20 protein-coding genes are annotated in these 20,413 nt (G+C 46.7%); 14 read left to right on the forward strand and 6 right to left on the reverse strand.

The window, feature by feature from the left end:
- Positions 1-92 precede the first annotated feature (92 nt).
- The 5 genes from FSB84_RS05295 to FSB84_RS05315 are packed head-to-tail and all read left to right on the forward strand — an operon-like array spanning position 93 to position 6,776.
- The gene (locus FSB84_RS05295) at positions 93-938 is read left to right on the forward strand and encodes a 3-hydroxyacyl-CoA dehydrogenase family protein (protein ID WP_225979981.1); all 846 of its coding nucleotides are present in this window, start codon (positions 93-95) and stop codon (positions 936-938) included.
- A gap of 31 nt (positions 939-969) precedes the next feature.
- Positions 970-1,959: an NAD-dependent epimerase/dehydratase family protein gene (locus FSB84_RS05300; RefSeq protein WP_130542551.1), complete on the forward strand. Its 990-nt coding sequence runs from the start codon at positions 970-972 to the stop codon at positions 1,957-1,959.
- A 17-nt stretch (positions 1,960-1,976) separates the two neighbouring features.
- Positions 1,977-3,059, forward strand: a complete 1,083-nt coding sequence (locus tag FSB84_RS05305) for a carboxypeptidase-like regulatory domain-containing protein (RefSeq protein WP_130542550.1) — start codon at positions 1,977-1,979, stop codon at positions 3,057-3,059.
- Between the two features lie 15 nt (positions 3,060-3,074).
- The gene (locus tag FSB84_RS05310) at positions 3,075-3,818 is read left to right on the forward strand and encodes a LytR/AlgR family response regulator transcription factor (protein WP_130542549.1); all 744 of its coding nucleotides are present in this window, start codon (positions 3,075-3,077) and stop codon (positions 3,816-3,818) included.
- 12 nt (positions 3,819-3,830) lie between these two features.
- Positions 3,831-6,776, forward strand: coding sequence for a sensor histidine kinase (locus FSB84_RS05315; protein WP_130542548.1), 2,946 nt, complete (start codon positions 3,831-3,833; stop codon positions 6,774-6,776).
- 25 nt (positions 6,777-6,801) lie between these two features.
- Here the strand turns inward: FSB84_RS05315 and FSB84_RS05320 are convergent, their stop codons facing one another.
- Positions 6,802-7,746, reverse strand: a complete 945-nt coding sequence (locus FSB84_RS05320) for a UDP-3-O-(3-hydroxymyristoyl)glucosamine N-acyltransferase (protein ID WP_130542547.1) — start codon at positions 7,744-7,746, stop codon at positions 6,802-6,804.
- Between the two features lie 343 nt (positions 7,747-8,089).
- On the opposite strand from FSB84_RS05320, the gene FSB84_RS05325 reads away from it, so the two are divergent.
- The 5 genes from FSB84_RS05325 to FSB84_RS05345 are packed head-to-tail and all read left to right on the forward strand — an operon-like array spanning position 8,090 to position 11,809.
- On the forward strand, positions 8,090-8,680 hold the full coding sequence (locus FSB84_RS05325) for a pseudouridine synthase (protein WP_130542546.1): 591 nt from the start codon (positions 8,090-8,092) through the stop codon (positions 8,678-8,680).
- Between the two features lie 51 nt (positions 8,681-8,731).
- Positions 8,732-9,607, forward strand: coding sequence for a YicC/YloC family endoribonuclease (locus tag FSB84_RS05330; RefSeq protein ID WP_130542545.1), 876 nt, complete (start codon positions 8,732-8,734; stop codon positions 9,605-9,607).
- Positions 9,608-9,631: 24 nt separating this feature from the next.
- Positions 9,632-10,117 carry a gliding motility lipoprotein GldH gene (locus tag FSB84_RS05335; protein WP_158643786.1) on the forward strand — a complete coding sequence of 162 codons (486 nt, stop codon included), beginning with the start codon at positions 9,632-9,634 and terminating at the stop codon, positions 10,115-10,117.
- A gap of 3 nt (positions 10,118-10,120) precedes the next feature.
- A complete protein-coding gene (locus FSB84_RS05340) occupies positions 10,121-11,095 on the forward strand; it encodes a sensor histidine kinase (RefSeq protein WP_130542543.1) in 975 nt (324 codons plus the stop codon).
- 9 nt (positions 11,096-11,104) lie between these two features.
- Positions 11,105-11,809: a response regulator transcription factor gene (locus tag FSB84_RS05345; RefSeq protein WP_130542542.1), complete on the forward strand. Its 705-nt coding sequence runs from the start codon at positions 11,105-11,107 to the stop codon at positions 11,807-11,809.
- 1 nt (position 11,810) lies between these two features.
- Here the strand turns inward: FSB84_RS05345 and FSB84_RS05350 are convergent, their stop codons facing one another.
- Positions 11,811-13,265, reverse strand: coding sequence for a BatD family protein (locus tag FSB84_RS05350; RefSeq protein ID WP_130542541.1), 1,455 nt, complete (start codon positions 13,263-13,265; stop codon positions 11,811-11,813).
- 204 nt (positions 13,266-13,469) lie between these two features.
- Here FSB84_RS05350 and FSB84_RS05355 point away from each other — a divergent pair, with 204 nt between their 5' ends.
- From FSB84_RS05355 to FSB84_RS05365, 3 genes are all read left to right on the forward strand, one after another.
- Positions 13,470-14,102: a hypothetical protein gene (locus FSB84_RS05355; RefSeq protein ID WP_130542540.1), complete on the forward strand. Its 633-nt coding sequence runs from the start codon at positions 13,470-13,472 to the stop codon at positions 14,100-14,102.
- Between the two features lie 102 nt (positions 14,103-14,204).
- Entirely contained in the window at positions 14,205-15,536 is a 1,332-nt protein-coding gene (locus FSB84_RS05360; protein WP_130542539.1) for a histidine kinase, read from the forward strand.
- 35 nt (positions 15,537-15,571) lie between these two features.
- A complete protein-coding gene (locus FSB84_RS05365) occupies positions 15,572-16,318 on the forward strand; it encodes a LytR/AlgR family response regulator transcription factor (RefSeq protein ID WP_130542538.1) in 747 nt (248 codons plus the stop codon).
- Here FSB84_RS05365 and FSB84_RS05370 read toward each other — a convergent pair whose 3' ends face one another.
- Positions 16,319-17,020, reverse strand: coding sequence for an SDR family oxidoreductase (locus tag FSB84_RS05370; protein WP_130542537.1), 702 nt, complete (start codon positions 17,018-17,020; stop codon positions 16,319-16,321).
- A 91-nt stretch (positions 17,021-17,111) separates the two neighbouring features.
- Here FSB84_RS05370 and FSB84_RS05375 point away from each other — a divergent pair, with 91 nt between their 5' ends.
- Positions 17,112-17,807, forward strand: a complete 696-nt coding sequence (locus FSB84_RS05375) for a YjjG family noncanonical pyrimidine nucleotidase (RefSeq protein ID WP_130542536.1) — start codon at positions 17,112-17,114, stop codon at positions 17,805-17,807.
- A 69-nt stretch (positions 17,808-17,876) separates the two neighbouring features.
- Here the strand turns inward: FSB84_RS05375 and FSB84_RS05380 are convergent, their stop codons facing one another.
- Genes FSB84_RS05380 through FSB84_RS05390 form a run of 3 tightly spaced genes read right to left on the reverse strand, consistent with a single transcriptional unit; the run spans position 17,877 to position 20,278 of the window.
- Complete coding sequence (locus FSB84_RS05380) at positions 17,877-18,533, reverse strand: phosphatidylserine decarboxylase family protein (protein ID WP_127128221.1); 657 nt, start codon at positions 18,531-18,533, stop codon at positions 17,877-17,879.
- A gap of 34 nt (positions 18,534-18,567) precedes the next feature.
- Positions 18,568-19,449 (reverse strand): phosphatidate cytidylyltransferase, encoded by an 882-nt coding sequence (locus FSB84_RS05385; protein ID WP_130542535.1) that lies wholly within the window; start codon positions 19,447-19,449, stop codon positions 18,568-18,570.
- A 13-nt stretch (positions 19,450-19,462) separates the two neighbouring features.
- Positions 19,463-20,278 (reverse strand): CPBP family intramembrane glutamic endopeptidase, encoded by an 816-nt coding sequence (locus FSB84_RS05390; protein ID WP_158643787.1) that lies wholly within the window; start codon positions 20,276-20,278, stop codon positions 19,463-19,465.
- Positions 20,279-20,413: the final 135 nt, after the last annotated feature.

Genomic DNA, 20,413 nt, shown 5'->3' on the forward strand with positions numbered 1-20,413 from the left:
TAAATTACTACTATGAAATTGTATACCCGCTCTTTTCACTACTTTTATCCCGCCAAATTTCAATGGTGATTCATTCAATTCAACAGACGATCATGATTCAAACTGTTTGCGTGTGCGGAGCTGGTACAATGGGCCGGGGCATTGCCCAGGTTGCTGCCCGATATGGATTTCATACGATCCTATTCGATGTAAACAAAGACGTGCTTCAGCAGGCCAATACTGCCCTGCAAAAAGATCTCCGGATATTGGTGGAGAAGCACAAGCTCACCGCCGAACAGCAACAGAGTATCCTGGATCATATCCGGTTTACCAGTGAGATCAATGATTGTATCGCAGACATCGTGATCGAAGCCATCGTGGAAAAGCTGCCCGTGAAAGTGGGCCTGTTCAATCAATTGGCGGAAGTGAATCATAGCGAAACCATCTTCGCAACCAATACCTCTTCCCTGTCTGTTACGGATATTGCCAAACAGGTGGTCCATCCGGAAAGGGTTGCAGGCATGCACTTCTTCAATCCTGCCCCGCTGATGAAACTGGTGGAAGTGGTAGCCACACCGCTCACCAACCAGGCCACCATCGATGCAGTAGTGTCGCTAACGAAGGAACTGCAAAAAACACCCGTGCTCTGTAACGATGCACCAGGCTTCATTGTAAACCATGTGGCCCGCCCCTATTACCTTGAAGCGCTGTACCTCGCAGAAAAAGAACTGAGCAGTATTGAAACGATGGACACGCTCCTGGAAGCAACCGGTTTCAAAATGGGGCCATTCAAATTGATGGACCTGATCGGCAATGATATCAATTATGCAGTGAGCTGTTCCGTATACGATCAGCTTGGCCAGCCTTTGCGTCTCAGGCCTTCTCCCTTGCAGGAAGAAAAAGTGAAGAGCGGTGCGCTGGGAAGAAAAAGCGGGAAAGGTTACTACCAATACAACTGAGTCATCTGAAGAGCAACAAAAAAACATCCAATTGTCTACTATCCTCATCACCGGCGGTACAGGTTTCCTGGGCGCTTACATCATAAAGGAACTGGTTCAACAGGGTTACCAGGTCCGCGCCCTGAAGCGCAGCCGCGGTCTGCCTGCATTTATTCCATCTTCTATTTTTGAAAAAGTGGAATGGGTGGAAGGCGATATCCTGGATGTGGTTTCTCTGGAAGACGCGATGGAAGGGATCGATACCGTGATCCATGCAGCCGCAGTGGTTTCTTTCGACCCCGGTAAGAAACATACACTGTTCAAAGTCAATATCGAAGGCACTGCAAATGTGGTGAATATCGCACTGGAAAAAAATGTGCGCCGTTTTGTGTACATTAGTTCTGTTGCCGCACTCGGAAGAACAGCCAAAGAAACAAAAGTTACGGAAGAGAAAAAATGGACAAAGAGCAAATCCAACACCCATTACGCCATCAGTAAATACTTCGCGGAAATGGAAGTGTGGCGCGCCATGGGCGAAGGAATGGAAGTGATGGTCCTGAATCCCAGCACCATCCTGGGTTATGGCGACTGGAACAGCAGCAGCTGCGAGATCTTTAAAACGGTATACAACCAGTTTCCCTGGTATACCGAAGGTGTGAACGGATTTGTGGATGTGGAAGACGTAGCCAAAGTAACGGTGGCGCTGATGAAAAGCCCCGTCAGCAATGAACGCTTCATCGTATCCGGAGAGAACCTTCCTTTCCGGCAGCTGATGAATAATATTGCAGACAATTTCGGTAAGAAAAGACCTTCCAAACACGCTACGCCATTTCTGATGAAGATCGCATGGCGAATGGAAAAACTGAAATCGAAGTTCACCGGCAAAAAGCCACTGCTCACCAAACAGAGTGCGCGTGTGGCCCAAAGCAAAACTTATTTCGACAACACAAAACTGCTGAATACCTTACCGGACTTCAGCTTCACTCCATTAACCCAAACCATCGAAAAAGCCTGTAAGCGCTATAAACAGCAACTACCCTAATCCTGAAACCAGATACTATGAAAAAGCTCCTCCCCTTCCTGATCCTGCTGCTGATGCAAATAACATCCATGGCGCAGGAAAAGAATTTCACCATACTCGGTAAAGTAGTGGACTCCGCCACACAACAGGTTCTTCAGGGCGCATCCGCCTATTGCCAGAATACCACGCAGGGCACCATCACCAATAAAGAAGGTCTCTTCTTTCTTCGCCTCCCCAATGGAGGATACGATCTCGTGATCTCTTTTATGGGCTATGAAAAGAAAGTGATCCGTATCAGCAATAACCTGCCTCCGGTGGACACTATGCAGATCGCTTTGCTGAAGGAAGAAAAATCACTGGCGGAAGTAGCGGTAGTGGCCAGTACTGAATTGCCAGATGGCCTTGCACGTTATGGCCAGTTCTTTATCGATCATTTTATCGGAACATCTCCCAATGCATCGCAATGCGTGATCAAAAATCCCGAGGCCCTCAAATTCTACTTCTTCAAAAAAAGGAACAGGTTGAAAGTAACAGCCCGTGAAGATATTATCATCACCAATGAAGCACTGGGTTATAATATCCGCTACCAGCTGGATTCTTTCAGCTATGATTACAACAACAATATCAGTCAGTATACCGGCTATCCCCTCTTCATGGAGATCGATACTACCGCTGAAGTGCGTGCACAGTACGGGAAGAACAGGGCGCGGACCTATCTTGGCAGCCGCCTGCACTTCATGAGAACCCTGTTCGACAGCACCATGCTCGATGAAGGATTTGTGGTGGAGAAAATGGAAGACGATCCCAAAAGCGCCAAAGGCAGTTATATCAAAGACATCTATTCTGAAGAGCTCTACGAAGCAGACAGCAGTGAAGTATTCATCAAATGGCAGGGCCGGTATCGCATCACTTACAAGAATGTGCATCCAGACAAACGTTATCTGCAGGACTACAAGCTGCCGGACAATATCCGCGTACAGGTATCCCTGCTGGACGTAGCCGACGGATTTGTTATAGAAGAAAACGGTTATTTTTACGATCAGCAAACCGTGATCAGCACCGGCTACTGGGCCTGGAAACTGCTGGCGGAACTGCTGCCTTACGATTACGAATACCATTGACCTCAATCCTGCCATATGATCAAAAGCATTATTATCGATGATGAGCACAACAGCGTGGAAGCTCTCCATGAAATGCTGTCCCGATACTGCCCCGTGGTTGCTGTTGTAGCCACAGCCAACAATATCAACACCGCAAAAGAGTTGATCAACCTCCACCATCCGGACCTGATCTTTATCGATATTGAAATGCCATTCGGCAATGCTTTCGATCTGCTCAACAGTATATCAAAAATCAATTTTGAAGTTATCTTCGTAACGGCTTTCGATAATTATGCCATCAACGCCATCAAATTGTCTGCACTTGATTATTTGCTGAAGCCCGTGAGCATCAAAGAGCTCCAGGCGGCTGTGGCAAAAGCGGAAGTGAAGATCAGTTCCAAGAATATCAACACCCGCATCGAGAACCTGCTGTACAATCTCAAGTCGCCGCCAAGCAGTTCCAAAAGACTGGCCCTTCCTACTTTTGAAGGATTGATCTTTTTGGACACAGATGATTTTGTAAGACTGGAAGCGAGCAATAATTACACTTTCATATTTCTGAAAGACAAATCAAAAACCGTCGTATCGCGTCCATTGAAAGAGTTCGAGAGTTTGCTGGACATGAGTAATTTCAGCCGGGTGCACCACTCGCATATCATCAATCATAACTATATCAAGAAATATCATCGGGGCCGCGGTGGATATGTGGAAATGGAGGATGGGAGCGCCATTGAAGTGAGTACAAGAAAGAAAGACGAATTCCTTTCCAAATTCATTTGATCGTTCATTACTATGTTGCGCATTCTGCATTTACTGGTCTTCCTTCTGTCTGTAGTTACAGCAAATGCGCAGGATTACAATTATATCCAGTACACTGTTGCAGATGGTTTGCCCAGCAATACGATTTACGATGTAAAGCAGGACATCGATGGATTCATCTGGCTGGCAACAGATGCCGGACTTGTCAGATTCGATGGAAGGAAGTTTACCACCTTCACGCAAAAGGAAGGATTGCCCTCAAATGATGTGATCATTCTTTTTTCCGACAGTAAAGGAAGGACGTGGATCATCTCGATGCACAACACTATTTGCTATTATTACAAAGGAAAGATCTACAATTACAGGAATGATTCCGCCTGCAGTAAGATGCGTTTCCCATCCATGCCATACTATATGGCGGAAAACAAGAACGGCGAAATGGGCTTCCTCAGTCATGGCTCACAAAATGAGCAAGCGGTATTTATCTTAAGGAATAATAACCAGGTAATATCCAATAGCCAGATTCAATCAACCTTTAGACATAGTTCGATAGATGGCGATGGCCCCCCTGACAAGTTCCGCATTTTTTATTATGACACCTCCGGCAAGAGAAGCGTAGCCTACCTTTTTGATGGCAAGTGGAAACATGCATGGACGCACGATTGGGACGAACACTCTAACTACTTGCGCAAATCCTATATGGTTAATGGGAAGTTGAAACTGATGGATTCCACTTACGTTCAGGATATTAAGAGATATACTATCCACAGTACTGATATGGGTGATAATATTTCTTTTATTGAAAAAGCCCCTCAGCATCCAAGAATCAGCATACCCCCAGAGGGAAAACGGCTAACTGTTTATCAGTCTACAAACAATGGGGTATACTTTAACGATCCTGTTACTGGAAAGATAACTGACCACTTACTCCCTGGCAAAGTCACAAACCGCTGTTACCGGGATCTGGAAAATAATATCTGGATCGGTACACATGCCGAGGGAGTATGGATATTACCATCCAAATCTGTTAAGAACATCCTTTTAAAACAACCCAAAGCAGACATACTTTCATTCTTTAGATCCGGCAACACATTATTTGCAGGAAGTGATTATGGAAATTTATTCAATATCAGAAACAAACAACTGCAAAAGAGCGAAAACTTCGACCATTATATTCAGTTGGCTAATAACAAAGACGCCAATAACCGGTTGCATTGGATAGAACCAGGTGTTGATGGACTGATTTTCGGATTCGATGATTTTATCCTTAAATATGACCCGGCTACCAGTAAGCAATTATTCAGCAAGATCGATGTAAACAAATTCCTGTCTGTTGCGGGCAAAGACAGTTTACTGGCTGCAACAGGAAGGGCAACGCTGTTGATCAATAGCAACACTCTCAGTATTCTGGATACAATATGGCCTTATCGCAGCTATAGCGCCATTAAGCAAGGGAACGCTTACTACATCGGCACTCCGGGAGGCTTATTGAAAGTTGTTCCGGGAATCCCTGCAATACCTATGGGAAATATTCATCCAGATCTGCAGGCGCTGGTAAACAGGATGTTCAAAACCGATGATGGAAGCATTTGGATGAGTACTACCGGTAATGGAGTTGTTCACCTCAGGAATGACAGTATCATTCAAAAATTCAACACTTCCAATGGTCTTACCAGCAACAACTGTAAAGCATTGCACCTGGACGATAAATTTGTATGGGTAGGTACGGAAAAAGGTTTGAACAGGATCGACAGATCGTTCACCTCCGCCCCTGTTCAACATTACACAATTGAAGATGGATTACCATCAAACGATATTCACTCCATCATTTCAGACAGCGGAACGCTCTATATCGGCACAATAGGAAAGATCACTTATTTTGATACTTCCAGTTTGCATAAACCTTCTTTTTGTTCACTCCGCTTGCTGAGTATGGAGGCAGGAAAGCAAACAGTGAACCCAGATAGCCTGCAAACATTAAAGCATAATGAAAACTCCCTGAAATTCGAATATACCGGCATTTCTTTCAATTCCCCTAAAAACATCACTTACTATTACCGGCTCAAAGGCCAGTCAGTTTCCTGGGACTCTACCCTCAATACCAATCTTGAATTCGTTTCATTGCCGCCCGGCGATTACACGTTTGAATTGTTTGCCAGAAACAAAGCGGGCATAAACAGCAATACCCTTACTGTTCCTTTTATTATCAAACCTGCTTTCTGGGGAACCTGGTGGTTTCGATTGCTGGTAGCGCTGATCCTGGTAACTATTGTTTGGTTGTTGGTCATCCGGCGGATCAGACAGGAACAGAACAAATCCGCCACCCAGAACCGCATCAATGAGCTGGAACAACTGGCCCTGCGCTCACAGATGAATCCGCACTTCATCTTCAATTGCCTCAACTCCATTCAGAATTTCCTGCTCCAGAACAATTTTGAAAAGACCAATGAATACCTCACATCCTTTGCACACCTGATCCGACAGACACTGGACAATTCCAGCCGATCTACCATCAGTATCGAAAGTGAATCCCGCTATCTCAGCAGTTACCTGGAACTGGAGAGTATGCGTTTCGGACATAGCTTCATCTATGATATTGAAGTGGATCCCGCCATCGATCCAGACAACACTTTCATACCAACAATGATCCTGCAGCCTTATGTGGAAAATAGCATCCGTCATGGACTCAGGTATCGTCAGGACGGCGTGAAATCCGTAAGAGTGATCTTCAGGAAAAGAGGAAATACCCTGGTATGCATAGTTGAAGACAATGGGATCGGAAGAAAGAAAGCAGCCGAACTAAAATCCTTTATGCATGTGGAGTACCAATCGAAAGGCATGACACTGACGGCGGAAAGAATTGCCGCACTCAATCGCAGACAGGATATTCCCATAACCGTAGACGTGATAGATATGGAGGAAGACGGAAATGCAACCGGCACCCAGGTGATCGTCCGATTTCCGAACGTATTCCTGTAGTGCCGGTCAGTTATGAAAAGATGAATTATTTCGCATTCAACTTTGCCCAGATCTCGGGGATCCGTTTTATCCAGATCAGCTCTTTCTTTTTTTCCATCGCATCCGCAGTAGGCGTTCCGAAATAAATCTTACCGCCTTCCAGTGAAGCAGGAACACCACTCTGCGCCAGCACAACGGCATTGTCTCCGATGCTGAGTGTTTTAGACACGCCCACCTGCCCCCAGAGGATTACGCCAGCACCGATCTCTACCGCACCTGCAATACCCACCTGCGCAGCAAACAAACAATTGGGACCGATAACGGAATCGTGGCCGATATGCACCTGGTTATCCATTTTGGTGCCACGACCGATCAGGGTATCATGACTGACACCTCTGTCGATAGTACAGGCCGCTCCGATCTCCACATCATCTTCAATCACTACCCTTCCACCACTTTCCATTCTTTTATACCATACCTCCCGGTCTTTCTTCGTATTGTAGTAGAAAGCATCCGATCCTATTACGCTTCCTGCCTGGATCACCACATTGTTGCCGATCACACAATGGTCCATAATGGTTACTCCGGGATGTATGCGGCAATTGGTCCCGATAGTAACATGGTTGCCCACATACGCGTTCGGTGCTATCCAGCTTCCTTCGCCTATCACGGCAGAATCGCTGACAGCTTTATTGGAGGAAACAAATGGACGGAAATGTTTGATGATGGTCTGATAAGCCTCAAAGGGATTGTCTGTTATCAGCAATGCTTTCTCTGCAGGAAAGCTGGTTTCTTTATTGATGATGATGAAGGATGCTGCAGACCGGATACATTTATCGTAATACTTGGGATGATCTACAAACACCAGGTCTCCTGGTTCTACCCTGTGAATCTCATTGATGCCTGTTGCCTGTGCGGTTGTGTTACCAACCAACCTCGCGCCGATCAGATCAGCTATCCATTGCAATGATACCGGTGATGGAAATTTCATATCGGGAATTTGCGCAAAAGTACAATACGTTTTGTGAACGAAAGCATCTGCATCAGTTTCCGGAATGCAGTTGTTATCTCTATTTCAACAGCAACAATTTTATGTTCAGCTTCTGCGTTTAACATTAACAACTGCAAAACATGTGTGCAGTTTTATCTTTTACTGCCGATCTCCCCACTACATTTTCCACAGTATTAAAAAAAATGTGAATAAAATTTATTCGAATTTTTTTTAGTTTAGAGAAAATTATTTTTAATATTGTGTAGGGAAATTTATTTCCCGGTACTTACTAACCCATCTACATAATAAATCTCCCGAATCATCGGGAGATTTTTTTTTGACTATGCTTCAATATTTCATCATCAACAAACCATTTCAGGTACTCTCACAATTTACCTCAACCGAAGACAAACAATCTTTGCGCGATTACTTCAAAGTGCCGTCTGACGTATATCCTGTAGGAAGACTGGATTATGATAGTGAAGGGTTACTGTTACTCACAAACGATAAACAGGTGAATCACCTGGCGCTTCATCCCAGCTTCGCACATGAACGTGAATACTGGGTGCAGGTGGAAGGGACCATCACGAAAGAAGCAATTTCACAGTTGAGTACCGGCCTTACCATTTCCATCGACGGTAAGCTCCATCGGACCAAACCTGCCCGCGCCATCGCCTTTGCTGAACCACCCAGCGTACCAGACCGAAATCCTCCTATCCGCTTCAGACAAAATATTCCTACCAGCTGGATCAGCCTCGCCCTTACAGAAGGCAAGAACAGGCAGGTGCGCAGAATGACAGCCAAAACCGGATTCCCAACATTGCGGCTTATACGATTTCGAATCGGCTCCCTTACCATCGAAGGTTTACTGCCCGGAGAAATGAAAGAGCTGGACAGAAATACTTTCTATAAAGGAGCAGGCATTGCCCGCTGAATGTGAGGCCTATTGACTATTTCGTTACCTTGCTGTAAAATCAAGTTACTTATGTTGAAATCAATGACCGGATTTGGAAGAACAGAGCAATCCATAGGTGATAAAACTTTTCTCGTAGATATAAAATCGCTGAATGGAAAACAGTTTGAACTGTTCCTGAAAATGCCGGCGTTTTTGAAACCCTTTGAATTTGATATCAGGGCACTCTTATCCGAAAAACTGGGACGCGGAAGTGTTGACTGCACCATCAGCCTCAAAGAAAGCGGCAGCTCAAAACCAGTCAGCATCAATACCGCCCTCGCCAAAACTTATTACCGTTCCATTGCTGAATTGTCCACAGACCTTAACCTGGATCCTTCCAGCATTCTCAGCAGCCTGCTCAAACTGCCGGAAGTAATTACACCCACCAGCGATACCCTTACCGATGCAGAATGGGAGTCTTTCAAAACCCTGATCCTTTCCGCCGTAAATGAACTGAACAAGCACCGCCAGGAAGAAGGTAAGATGCTGGAAGGGGATCTCCGTCTCCGCATATCCAATATTGAAAGACTGCAACAGGAAGTATCACTACTGGAACCACTCCGCAAACAAAAGATCCGCGAAGGACTGGTGAAAGTTCTCGAAGATAATGTTGGAAAGGAAAACTACGATCCCAACCGCCTGGAACAGGAGCTGATCTATTATATTGAAAAGATAGACCTCAGTGAAGAACAAACCCGCCTCAAAAACCATTGCGAATATTTCAAACAGGTCCTTGAAGAAGCTGAAGAAAGCAAAGGGAAAAAATTATCCTTCATCCTCCAGGAAGTAGGACGTGAGATCAATACCACCGGAGCCAAAGCTTATGATTCCACCATCCAGAAAGCTGTTGTACAGATGAAGGACGAATTGGAAAAAGCAAAGGAGCAGGTACTGAACGTATTGTAATTTTATATTTGTAAAAAAATCCCCTTGAAAAAACAAGGCTCAACCAGCATCCTGTTGTTCTTACTGGCCGGCATTCTTTTGAATGCCTGCTCCATCAGAACAGATCTATTTGAGAAGAACGTGGCCATCCCCAACCACGCCTGGAGCAAAGACTTTAAACCAGAGATCACCGTGAACGTGGAAGATACTGTAAGCCGGTACCATATTTACGTGGTGATCCGTCATACAGATGCGTACAAGTTCAAAAATCTCTGGGTGAGCACCACCATTCAAAACCCGAAGGGTGAAACCAGTTCACATCCACTGGATCTTCAACTCGCCACCGATGATAAAGGATGGCTAGGTTCCGGTATGGATGATATTTTTGAACAGCGCGTACGCATTACTCCCGGCGAACAACCTGTTCCCCTCCAGGCAGGTACATACAAGTTCACACTGCAGCAGATCATGCGTGAAGACCCGCTGGAAAATGTAATGAATGCAGGTATCCGTCTCGAAAAAGCAAAATGATGAATGAAAGCATCCCGTAAAAGCAGGTTATTCCTGGCGAGCCTGGCCTACTGGTTCCTGCTGGTCTATATTGTAGCAGCACTGGTGTTCTGGTTTTTTGAACTCAACCAGCAATCAGACCAGATGGCCAGCTACAAGATCAGCGCACTGATACTGGATGATCCGGATTATCTCAGCAAATACGAGAAGATACAGGATGAAAGAAAAAGAAAATCTGCACAGTTCCTTGGAGAAGGGATCACCTTCCTGGTCCTGACCCTTCTGGGAGCATTCTACGTTTATCGCGCCGTACGCAAACAGATCAAACTCCAGCAGCAGCAGCAACATTTCATGATGGCCGTTACCCATGAGCTCAAAACGCCCATCGCTGTTGCCAAACTCAACCTGGAAACTTTACTCAAACACCAGCTGGACGATCAGAAAAAGAACAAGCTGCTCTCCATGACGCTGGAAGAAACCAATCGCCTCAATACCCTCGCCAATAATATCCTGGTATCCTCACAACTGGAAGGAGGCCGCTATCGAATCGCGAGGGAAGAGATCGATTTCAGCAGCCTGGTTCAATCCGCCGTACAGGATTTCATCAACCGCTTCCCGGCCCGGAAATGGATCACCAATATCCAGGCAGATACAGAGCTCAACGGCGATCCCCTGCTCCTCCAGATACTGGTGAACAATCTGGTGGAGAATGCCGTTAAGTATTCACCTAAGACCGCGGCCATCGAATGCAGGCTCTTTACAAAAGGAAAGACCCTGGTCTTACAGGTAGCTGATGAAGGCCCGGGTATTCCGGATAATGAAAAGAACAAAGTGTTCGAAAAGTTTTATCGCATCGGTAACGAGAATACCCGCACTGCCAAAGGCACAGGGCTCGGCCTCTTCCTTTGCCGGAAAATTGCGGAAGATCATCGCGCTACCATCCGCGTAACAGATAACACGCCCACCGGTTGTATCTTTACCGTGAGTTTCACCCTGTAATTGAAAAGCATGAGCACAACAAAAACATCCATACTGTTGGTGGAAGATGAAGAAAATCTCCACGAAGCACTGAAGCTGAACCTGGAACTGGAAGGCTATGAAGTTACTTCCTCCTTCACCGGCAGCGAAGCCCTTCAGAAAGTGCAGGGAGAATATTTCGATCTTATCATCCTCGATGTGATGTTGCCGGAACTGGATGGCATCACCGTTACAGAAACCATCCGGGTCCAAAATAATGAAGTGCCCATTCTCATACTCTCCGCTAAGAATGCCAGCTCAGACCGCGTGCTCGGCCTTAAAAAAGGCGCGGACGATTATCTCACCAAACCTTTTAACCTGGAAGAACTCCTGCTCCGTGTTCAGAAGCTGATCAACAAGAACAAGAAAATGCAGGAGAAGGATTCCGTAGGAGACACATATGTATTTGGCAGCAATACGCTCGATTTCAAAGCACAGGAAGCCGTCACCCGCAAGGGAGAACGCATTCAGCTCAGTAAGAAAGAAGCCATGCTGCTGAAACTGCTGATAGAAAACAAGAACGAAGTAGTACCCCGCGAAAAGATCCTGCAAACAGTTTGGGGCTATAACGTTTACCCCACCACGCGCACCATCGATAATTTCATTCTTAACTTCAGGAAATATTTTGAAGAAGACAGCCGCAATCCGCAGTACTTCCACTCTGTTCGCGGCGTAGGTTACAAATACACGGAATAGATCAGGCTTTAGGTTGCAATCCTTCCAGCACCAGACGCGTTTCGTCCAGCAGATTGCGTGGATCGCTTTGCTCATGCCCGGGCACATAGAGCGCCCATTCGCAGGTATTGAGCAGGTGAAGCAGTTGCTGTACCAATGAATCATTCACGCCCTGCATCGCCAGTCTCGCCGCAACATTTTGTTTGTTGAGCAGGGATGGAGGGATCTCGCAGCGGATCGCCGCCATATTCCAAAGCACATGTTGTATCTCGTGATAGAAGAGTTTCATGTTACCGGTCTGCAGACTTTCCCTGGCAGTAGCCAGTTGTTCCTCCGGAACAGGTATCTCAACTTTAGCAGGCAGGTGTATTTTCGGTTCCACCGATTTCTTTTTGCGAAGCTGACTGAACTGAAATACCAGCCAGCTCACAATGATCAGCACCACCAGTCCAAACCAATAAAGATGTTTGGGAATGCCGCCATTATCTACCTGCTTCATGGCATTCGCCCGCAACTGCTGCGTTTCTGCAGATTCACCAGGATTTACTGTCAACGCAAGCGGGGCGCTCACCGCTTCTTTGTATTGTTGTGATTGTGGATCGAAATAAACAAGACTGGCGGCTGGGATCACGATATTCCCCGTATCCGGTGCAGCGAAGGAATACTCGAATACCTTGCTGCCACTGAGTGGGAAAGTGTATTTATCCACCATCTCTCTAACCACCGGATCGGCCGTATCAACACCTTCAGGCCAGTTGATCTCAGGAGGCGTCAGCAGGTTGATGTTTCCGGATCCTTCTACCAGTATCCGCACTTTGACCAGCTCACCCTGATGGATAGCCGTATCCGGACCCTTCATCTTCACGGTATATTTTCCTACCGCACCGGAATAATGATCCGGCTGCCCTTTCAATGGCAGTGGCTTCACCTCGATGATCACCGGTTCGGAACGAAGGGTTACTTTATGGTCGAGCACTGAAGGCGCTTCGCCGATATTCACCCGCACAAAATGTACGATGCTCTCCACTTCTGCAGCATCCAGCTCGAATTTTCCTTCCTGCAAAGGGAACAACTGCACTTTACGGATGAGGTTCACATAGTAGGGAACGCCATTGATCTTCTCCACCACGGGTCTTCCATCATAGGTATCCACCATTTCCATTACACTGAAACCTGTGAAGGACGGGCGTTTCATCACCTGCGAATTGGTATTAAGCCTCGAATACATTTTGTACACAACTTTCAATGGCTCACCCACCACACAACTGGTTTTACTTACTTCCACCCGGATCAGCAATCCCTTTCTGATCTTTTCTTCAATGAACTCTCCCGGCTGAATAACAGAAGCCGCTTCCACATCAGGTTCCAGGTCCTGCATATCGGCATGGCTGCGCTGTGCAAACTGCTGCGCCTGCAGGCCACTGCCGGCAAAACAACAAACGAGCAGAAAAAGGGAATATAAGACTCTGGTGTTCATTTCGGTGATAGCAAATTTAGAAACTGAAGCATTCGTAAGGTAGAAGTTTTCACGTTAAATGCCGGTTAAAAGGATGAGTGGTGAATTTGCCAGAAAATAAGCAAACATGGCCGTTCAATAACTGCAAAAGGATACAGCAACACAAACATCGTACCTCTGTGATGTAAATATGCCTTACTTCTTTAACCATTAAAACTTCCTATCATGGCAAAAGTAAAGATCGCGCTCACCAAGATGCGCTGCCTCGACGAAACCTCAGAACCCAGTGCTTCCGACGAACCCTATGTATTGGTATTTGCCGCTAAACTGCAGAAAGTAGGCGGGCTGGTAGTAATACCCACAGCACATACGGTGATGTACGGTCCCTGGTCGAATGTTGATGAAGGTGACCTCGTTACCACCAATCGCGTTCAGTTCGGGCCTCCGATCAAAATCCTGCCTCCCGCCAATTTCTGGGGCATCAGCGGCAGCGCAGAAGAATTATCGAACCAGGACGACGCCATCTTCATCGCCGCACTCATGGAAAATGACGATGCACAGGCCGGCGGCATCCGCGCAGGCACACATGCACAAATGTTTGCAGCCATCACTTCCTATGCCAACGCAGGAATGAGCCGCAGCACCATGGTGACTAAGCTGAAGAAAGACATGCGCGACATTCTCACCGGCGTTACCGTAACAGGCATCCCCAGCAGCGATGACCTCATCGGTGTTACCGAAGTAAGGTTCGCTTCCGATGCATTGCAGAAGGTAAGCACCGCCATCCAGGTGAAGAATATCGAGCTGGCCGGCGATGGCGGCAAATACCGCCTCCGCTTCGAAATGAGCAAAGGATAAATCCTTTCAACAACCGGAAATAAGAACGGGCCTAAGCAAAAGGGGCCGTCTCTTCAAAAGAGATGGCCTCTCCTTTTTAAATTGTAACTTCCATTATCTAAATTGATACCCCTGGTCAACGCATCTGTATTAATACTGGCCTTCATACTACTGCTGGTCTTACTGGCCGTTTTCATCCTTTACCGCGAAAAGAATATCCGCGACAAAGAAGCCCAGAAAACTGCACTGCAACAACTGCGCGCCGCCAATTTTCAATACCAGCTGGAAATAGAACAGATCATCAATTATTTCGCCACTTCCATGAGCGGACAAACACAGGTTGATGCCATGCTCTGGGACGTATGCCGCAACTGCATCGCCCGGCTCGGTTTTGAAGATGCAGTGATCTATCTCATCGATCATCAAACACAAATACTCCATCAGAAAGCAGCCTGCGGCCCCAAGACAACCGCATTCAATGTGATTGTGGACCCTATTGAAATTCCCGTGGGCAATGGCATTGTAGGCAGTGTGGCATTATCAGGAATGGCCGAGATCATTCCTGACACTTCCCTGGATGCCAGGTATATTGTTGACGATGCCCAGCGCCTCAGCGAGCTGGCAGTACCGGTGATCAGCAACCGAAAAGTGATCGGGGTGATAGATAGTGAACATTCGGAAAAGAATTTCTATACAGCCAAACACCTGCAGGTGCTGACCACCATCGCCAGTATGCTGGCGCATCGCATCGAGAAGATGCATGCAGAGGACATGATGCGGGAAAGGGAAATAGAGCTGATCCAGCTCCATGCTGATCTTGCTACCTATCAGCTCACGGCACTGCGCGCACAGATGAACCCGCATTTCATCTTCAATGCCCTCAACAGCATTCAACAATTCATCCTGCAGGGCAATGCCGATGAAGCCAACCGCTACCTGGCGCGCTTTTCAAAATTGCAGCGCGATATCCTGCACCACTGCGATCAACATCTCATCACACTCGAAAAAGAGATCGAAATGCTGCAACTCTACCTGCAACTGGAACAACTCCGCTTCCAGGGGGATTTTGAATTTTCCATCGAGGTGGACGATGAAATCGATGCCAACGAGATCCGTATTCCCCCCATGCTGCTGCAACCCTTTGTGGAAAACGCTATCTGGCATGGGCTGATGCCCAGGAAAGAAAACAGGCAGGTGCAGATTTCCTTTCAACCTGAAGGAGATCATCTTTTACTCTGTATGGTGCAGGACAATGGCATTGGCCGCGTAGCAGCAGCTCAAAACAGAAAAGAGTGTTCACATGAATCGAAAGGATTACTGCTGGTGAATGAACGGCTGCGCATTTTACAACAACAGTACCAGCAACCTTTTGAAGCCTCCATAACAGACAGATTGCATCCGGATGGAACAGCAGCAGGAACTACTGTAACGCTTCGCGTTTTCATCGGTGGATAATGCAGGTGGAAAAACAAAATCCTTAACTTCGGCACGTGATAAAAGCAATTATCATAGACGATGAGCCCGCTGCCGTCAACACACTAAAGTTGATGCTGGAACGCTACGTTCCTGAGATCAGTCAGATCAAAACAAGCAACGATCCGGTCAAAGCCATTCAGCTCATCAAAAGCTTCAAACCCCAGCTGGTATTTCTGGATATCCAGATGCCGGCCATGAACGGATTTGAGCTATTGAAGAAACTGCCCGAGATCCAGTTCAATATCATCTTCACTACTGCCCATCACAAATATGCCATCGAGGCATTACGGTTCAGTGCGCTGGATTACCTGATGAAGCCCATCGATGGCGATGAGCTCAGACAATCAGTTGACCGCTTCATGGCAAGGACGGTAGTAGCACTCAGCCAGCAATCGCAGTACCAGAATCTCCTCAATAATATCGGGGCCAAAGACAGGAAGGATTTCAAATTAGCCCTGCCCACAAGTGAAGGAACATATTTCTTCAATCCCGAAGAGATCATCCGCCTCGAAGGGGAAATCAATTACACCTGGTTCCATTTCAGCAATCGCAAGCCTTTGCTCATCTCCAAAACATTGAAGGAATATGAGGACATCCTGAATGATCATGGGTTCCTTCGTATCCACAAATCACATCTCATCAATAAAGTGCATGTTGTGAATTATACGCAGAATGGAACGCTCACGCTCAGCGACCGTTCACAGGTAGATATTTCAAGAAGAAGAAAAGAGATCATTCTCGAAGCCTTGCGCACGCGGTAATTACAGGTCGCCCAGCTGCGGCCGCATGATGATATCTTCCACACAGGCCTGAGGGCTCAACTGTGAAGCGGCATGGATCATGGCGGCAATATCCTGTGCGGTCATGATGCGCTCCGGATCGATGCCACTGCCAGCCCAGGAATTCGTATAGGCGGCACCGGGATATACAGTGGTTACTTTAATGCCATGAGGTTTCATTTCTTCCCGGAGATTACGGCTGAATCCTGCCAATGCATATTTGCTGATACTGTATGCACCACCATTCGGATAAGCATGAAGGGAAGCGATGGAACACATATTGAAGATATGTCCCTGTTTGCGTTCTATCATGGAAGGGATCAGTGTCCGGGTTAGATGATAAGCACTATAAAGATTCACAGCCATCATTCTTTCCAGTAAGCCTTCCGGCTCGTTGTGCACGCTGCCGGGCTCGAACAATCCTGCATTGTTCACAAGTACATCCACCGGAACACCATAACCAAGCACCCATTTGCCGAATGCTTCCGCCTGCGATTTCTCGCTCAGATCGGCAGGCATGGCTTTGATGCTTCGTTCAGGATAATGCAGCTGCAACGCTTCCAGGGTTTTGTAGAGAGCTGCGGGATTACGGCTGCAGAGGAAAAGATCGTGCCCCTGCACGGCAAATGTTTCTGCAATCGCTCTTCCAAAACCTTTGGATGCACCGGTGATGACAATATTCATGATACAGGGATTTTGATGAAGCGAAGTAAGGGATTTCCAGCCGGTTTCCCTGCATTCAGTCCACTTAATTTGACTGTCGTATTTTTGCGGTATGAAGTACAAGCATCTGTTTTTTGATCTGGACCATACCTTGTGGGATTTCGATGCTAATTGCCGTTTTACCCTGGAAACGATCTATAAGAATGAAGCGCTCGAATCCCGTGGCATACACAGCTTCGAGGAGTTTTTCAAACAATACAATATTCATAACCACAGGCTCTGGGAACGCTATCGCAATGGCCAGATCAAGGCCGATGAACTAAGATGGAAGCGCATGTTCCTTAGCCTGCTCGATTTTCGCATCGGCGATGAAAAGCTCGCACGCGAGCTCAGTAACCAGTTCCTGGACATGCTCCCCAGCCGTACCATCCTCTTCCCCTATTGCATGGAGATACTGAGCTACCTGAAGGATAAAGGCTATGCGCTGCACCTTATCACGAATGGTTTCGAGAAAACGCAATACAGCAAGATCACTTATTCCGGCATCGATCATTTCTTTGCTGAAGTGATCACTTCCGAAGGAAGCAACAGCCTGAAACCTCACAGGGAGATCTTCGACTATGCATTCCAGCGAGCAAAAGCATTACCGGAACATAGCATCATGATCGGCGACAGTATCGAAGCGGATATCAAAGGCGCCATCAATGCCGGCATCGACCAGGTATTTGTGAACCATCTCAATATCGAAACCGATGTGAATCCCACTTACACTGTTTATTCGCTCAAAGAACTGGAGAATATTTTTTGACGCAAAACATCGTCCCATAAAAAAACCGGCTGCACATGCAGCCGGTCCGATATATTTTGCATTCTCTTCTTAAATGGTGGCAAGCACTGTAACGCCGCCCTGAACAACCTGGTTCAGTTCTACATTCACTTTGGTGCCAACAGGCAACAGCACATCCACACGGCTGCCGAATTTGATGAAGCCAAGCTCTGAGCCCTGCTCCACTTTCTGACCAACAGTGAGGTAATTCACGATACGTTTGGCCAGTGCCCCGGCAATTTGTTTTACCAGGATCTCGCCTTTCGGATAACGGATCACTACAGAGTGACGCTCGTTCTCTGTAGAGGATTTGGGGTTCCAGGCCACCAGGTATTTACCCTTGTGATACTGGCTGTACACCACTTCACCACTCAGGGGATTGCGGTTCACGTGTACATTGGCAGGGCTCATGAAAATGGAAACCTGCAAACGCTTGCCTTTGAAATATTCTTCGTCGATGATCTCTTCAATTACAACAACCTTACCATCGGCAGGACAAATCACCTGGTTCTCATTTTTGGTAAGCTGCCTGGCAGGAATACGGAAAAAGCTCACGATGAACAGGGTCAGGCCCAATGTGAGGATGAAGATCAGCCAGCTCAGCCAGGGAGTAGAATAGCTGATGAAATAGAACGATAACAGGTTAATAACAGCGAATATGATCACTGTAATGAGGATGGACTTGTAGCCTTCTTTGTGTATGGTCATTGAAATCAATTAAGGTGCTAAAATAAGAAGAATATCAGATCATAAAGAGAACAACATAGAGCCAAACGAAAGGAGTGGCCAGCAAGAGGGAATCGAAACGGTCGAGAAAGCCGCCATGACCGGGCATGATAGAGCCGCTGTCTTTCACGTTGGCCATCCGCTTCAGCTTGCTTTCCAGCAGATCACCGGCAGTACCCACCACCGCTGCAATGATCGCTATGATCACCCAATGATGAACAGGATATTTCAGCCAGTATGCCAATGCCCCCACTACCACCACTGCCAGGATTGCGCCACCAATTGTGCCTTCCCAGGTTTTCTTGGGAGAGATAGCGGAGAATGGTGTTTTGCCAATGAGCGAGCCTACAATATAGGCCATGGTATCGTTGATCCAGATGGAAATGATGAGGGAAACCGGTAGCAGCGCAGAGTAATAATATATAGCATCAATGCCTTCATACGCTATCAGAGAGGATTTGGCAGACAGGTCCATCATCAATCCCCAGCTCAGTGAAATATACAATAGTCCCAGTGCCGAGTAACCGATATTCTTTATATTGATAGTGCCTGCAAATAACAATTCTACAATGGGAAGAACGAAAACACAAACCAGTCCCAGCCACCAGCCCGCAGCATGCAGAGAGAAGGAACCGATATTATAGGCATCGCTTGTAAAGAACAACATGATGCACCAGCCTGCAATGCGAACGCCGTATTTGTGGAAGGGAGTAATAGTGGCATATTCCGGATCGATCTTCGCAATCAGTTTCTGGTATTCACTCCAGCAACCGAAATGAACAATCGTGAAGAGAATGAAAAAACTCCAGTGATTCCACAACAAACCCAACAGCATCACTACCACAAAAACTGCGGCTGTAAGGGAGCGGGTTTTCAATGTGGCCATATTCAAAGCCATGCTGATATTGGATTTATGCTATAAATTGATTGGTGGGTGTGAGTCCTTCCGTATCATACACTTTGGACCAGGTAACGGTGGATTTGCTTTTGAAATACCACAGGATCACCCAAACAGCTATGAAGCTTACTACTGCTGACAACACCGGCATCTGCGGGTTCTCATTCACATATTTCGGCATATAGGAAACGGCGATCACCTGCACGGCATTGATCACGAAATGTGCAATGATACTGGTCCACAAACTGCCGCTATACCAATACAACACACCCAGCACAATGCCGAGCGCCGCCCTCGGCAGGAATCCAAGGAACTGGAAGTGCATGGCGCTGAAAAATATTCCGGTGATGATGATACCGGCCCAGGCATTTTTGGTGAGATGGATCAACACACGCTGCACTGCTCCGCGAAAGAAAATCTCTTCACAGAATGCAGGCACCAGGGCCACTACTATCAGGTTGATCACAACATCCATGGGCGAATTCACTTTCAGGATCGTCTCCATGGTCTTGCCCGCTGTTTTTTCCAGTTGACGCAAATGCTCGGTAACAGGCAACTCCTGGTTGATCTGCCCTAACCAGAACATGGCCGGCAATGCCACCAGTGCACAAATACCTGATAAGATGAACATATTTGGCTTTTCCGGCTTGCGGAAGCCCAGGAAATAGAATTGTTTGCTTCTGAACGTGAACACTGCAAAAAGAAATGCGGGGAAAAAGAAAAATGCCACTGAAGTGATGATCTGGCTCCATTTGAGTGATTCAACAGCACCGGGCCTGCTGAGATCTACTTTTACCTCCTCATTACTAAAGAGTATGTTAAGAAACATCGTAATTAGAAGCGGTGAAGCGCATAACAAGAGCGCTCCCAATTGCTTTCTGGGGGATCTAATCTTCAAATGACCGGTCATAAGCTGGTATAAACAAATATTAGTATGTAAATTTGCAACCGGCTCAAAGATACA

The organism is Pseudobacter ginsenosidimutans, from assembly GCF_007970185.1.
Classification (GTDB): Bacteria; Bacteroidota; Bacteroidia; order Chitinophagales; family Chitinophagaceae; genus Pseudobacter; species Pseudobacter ginsenosidimutans.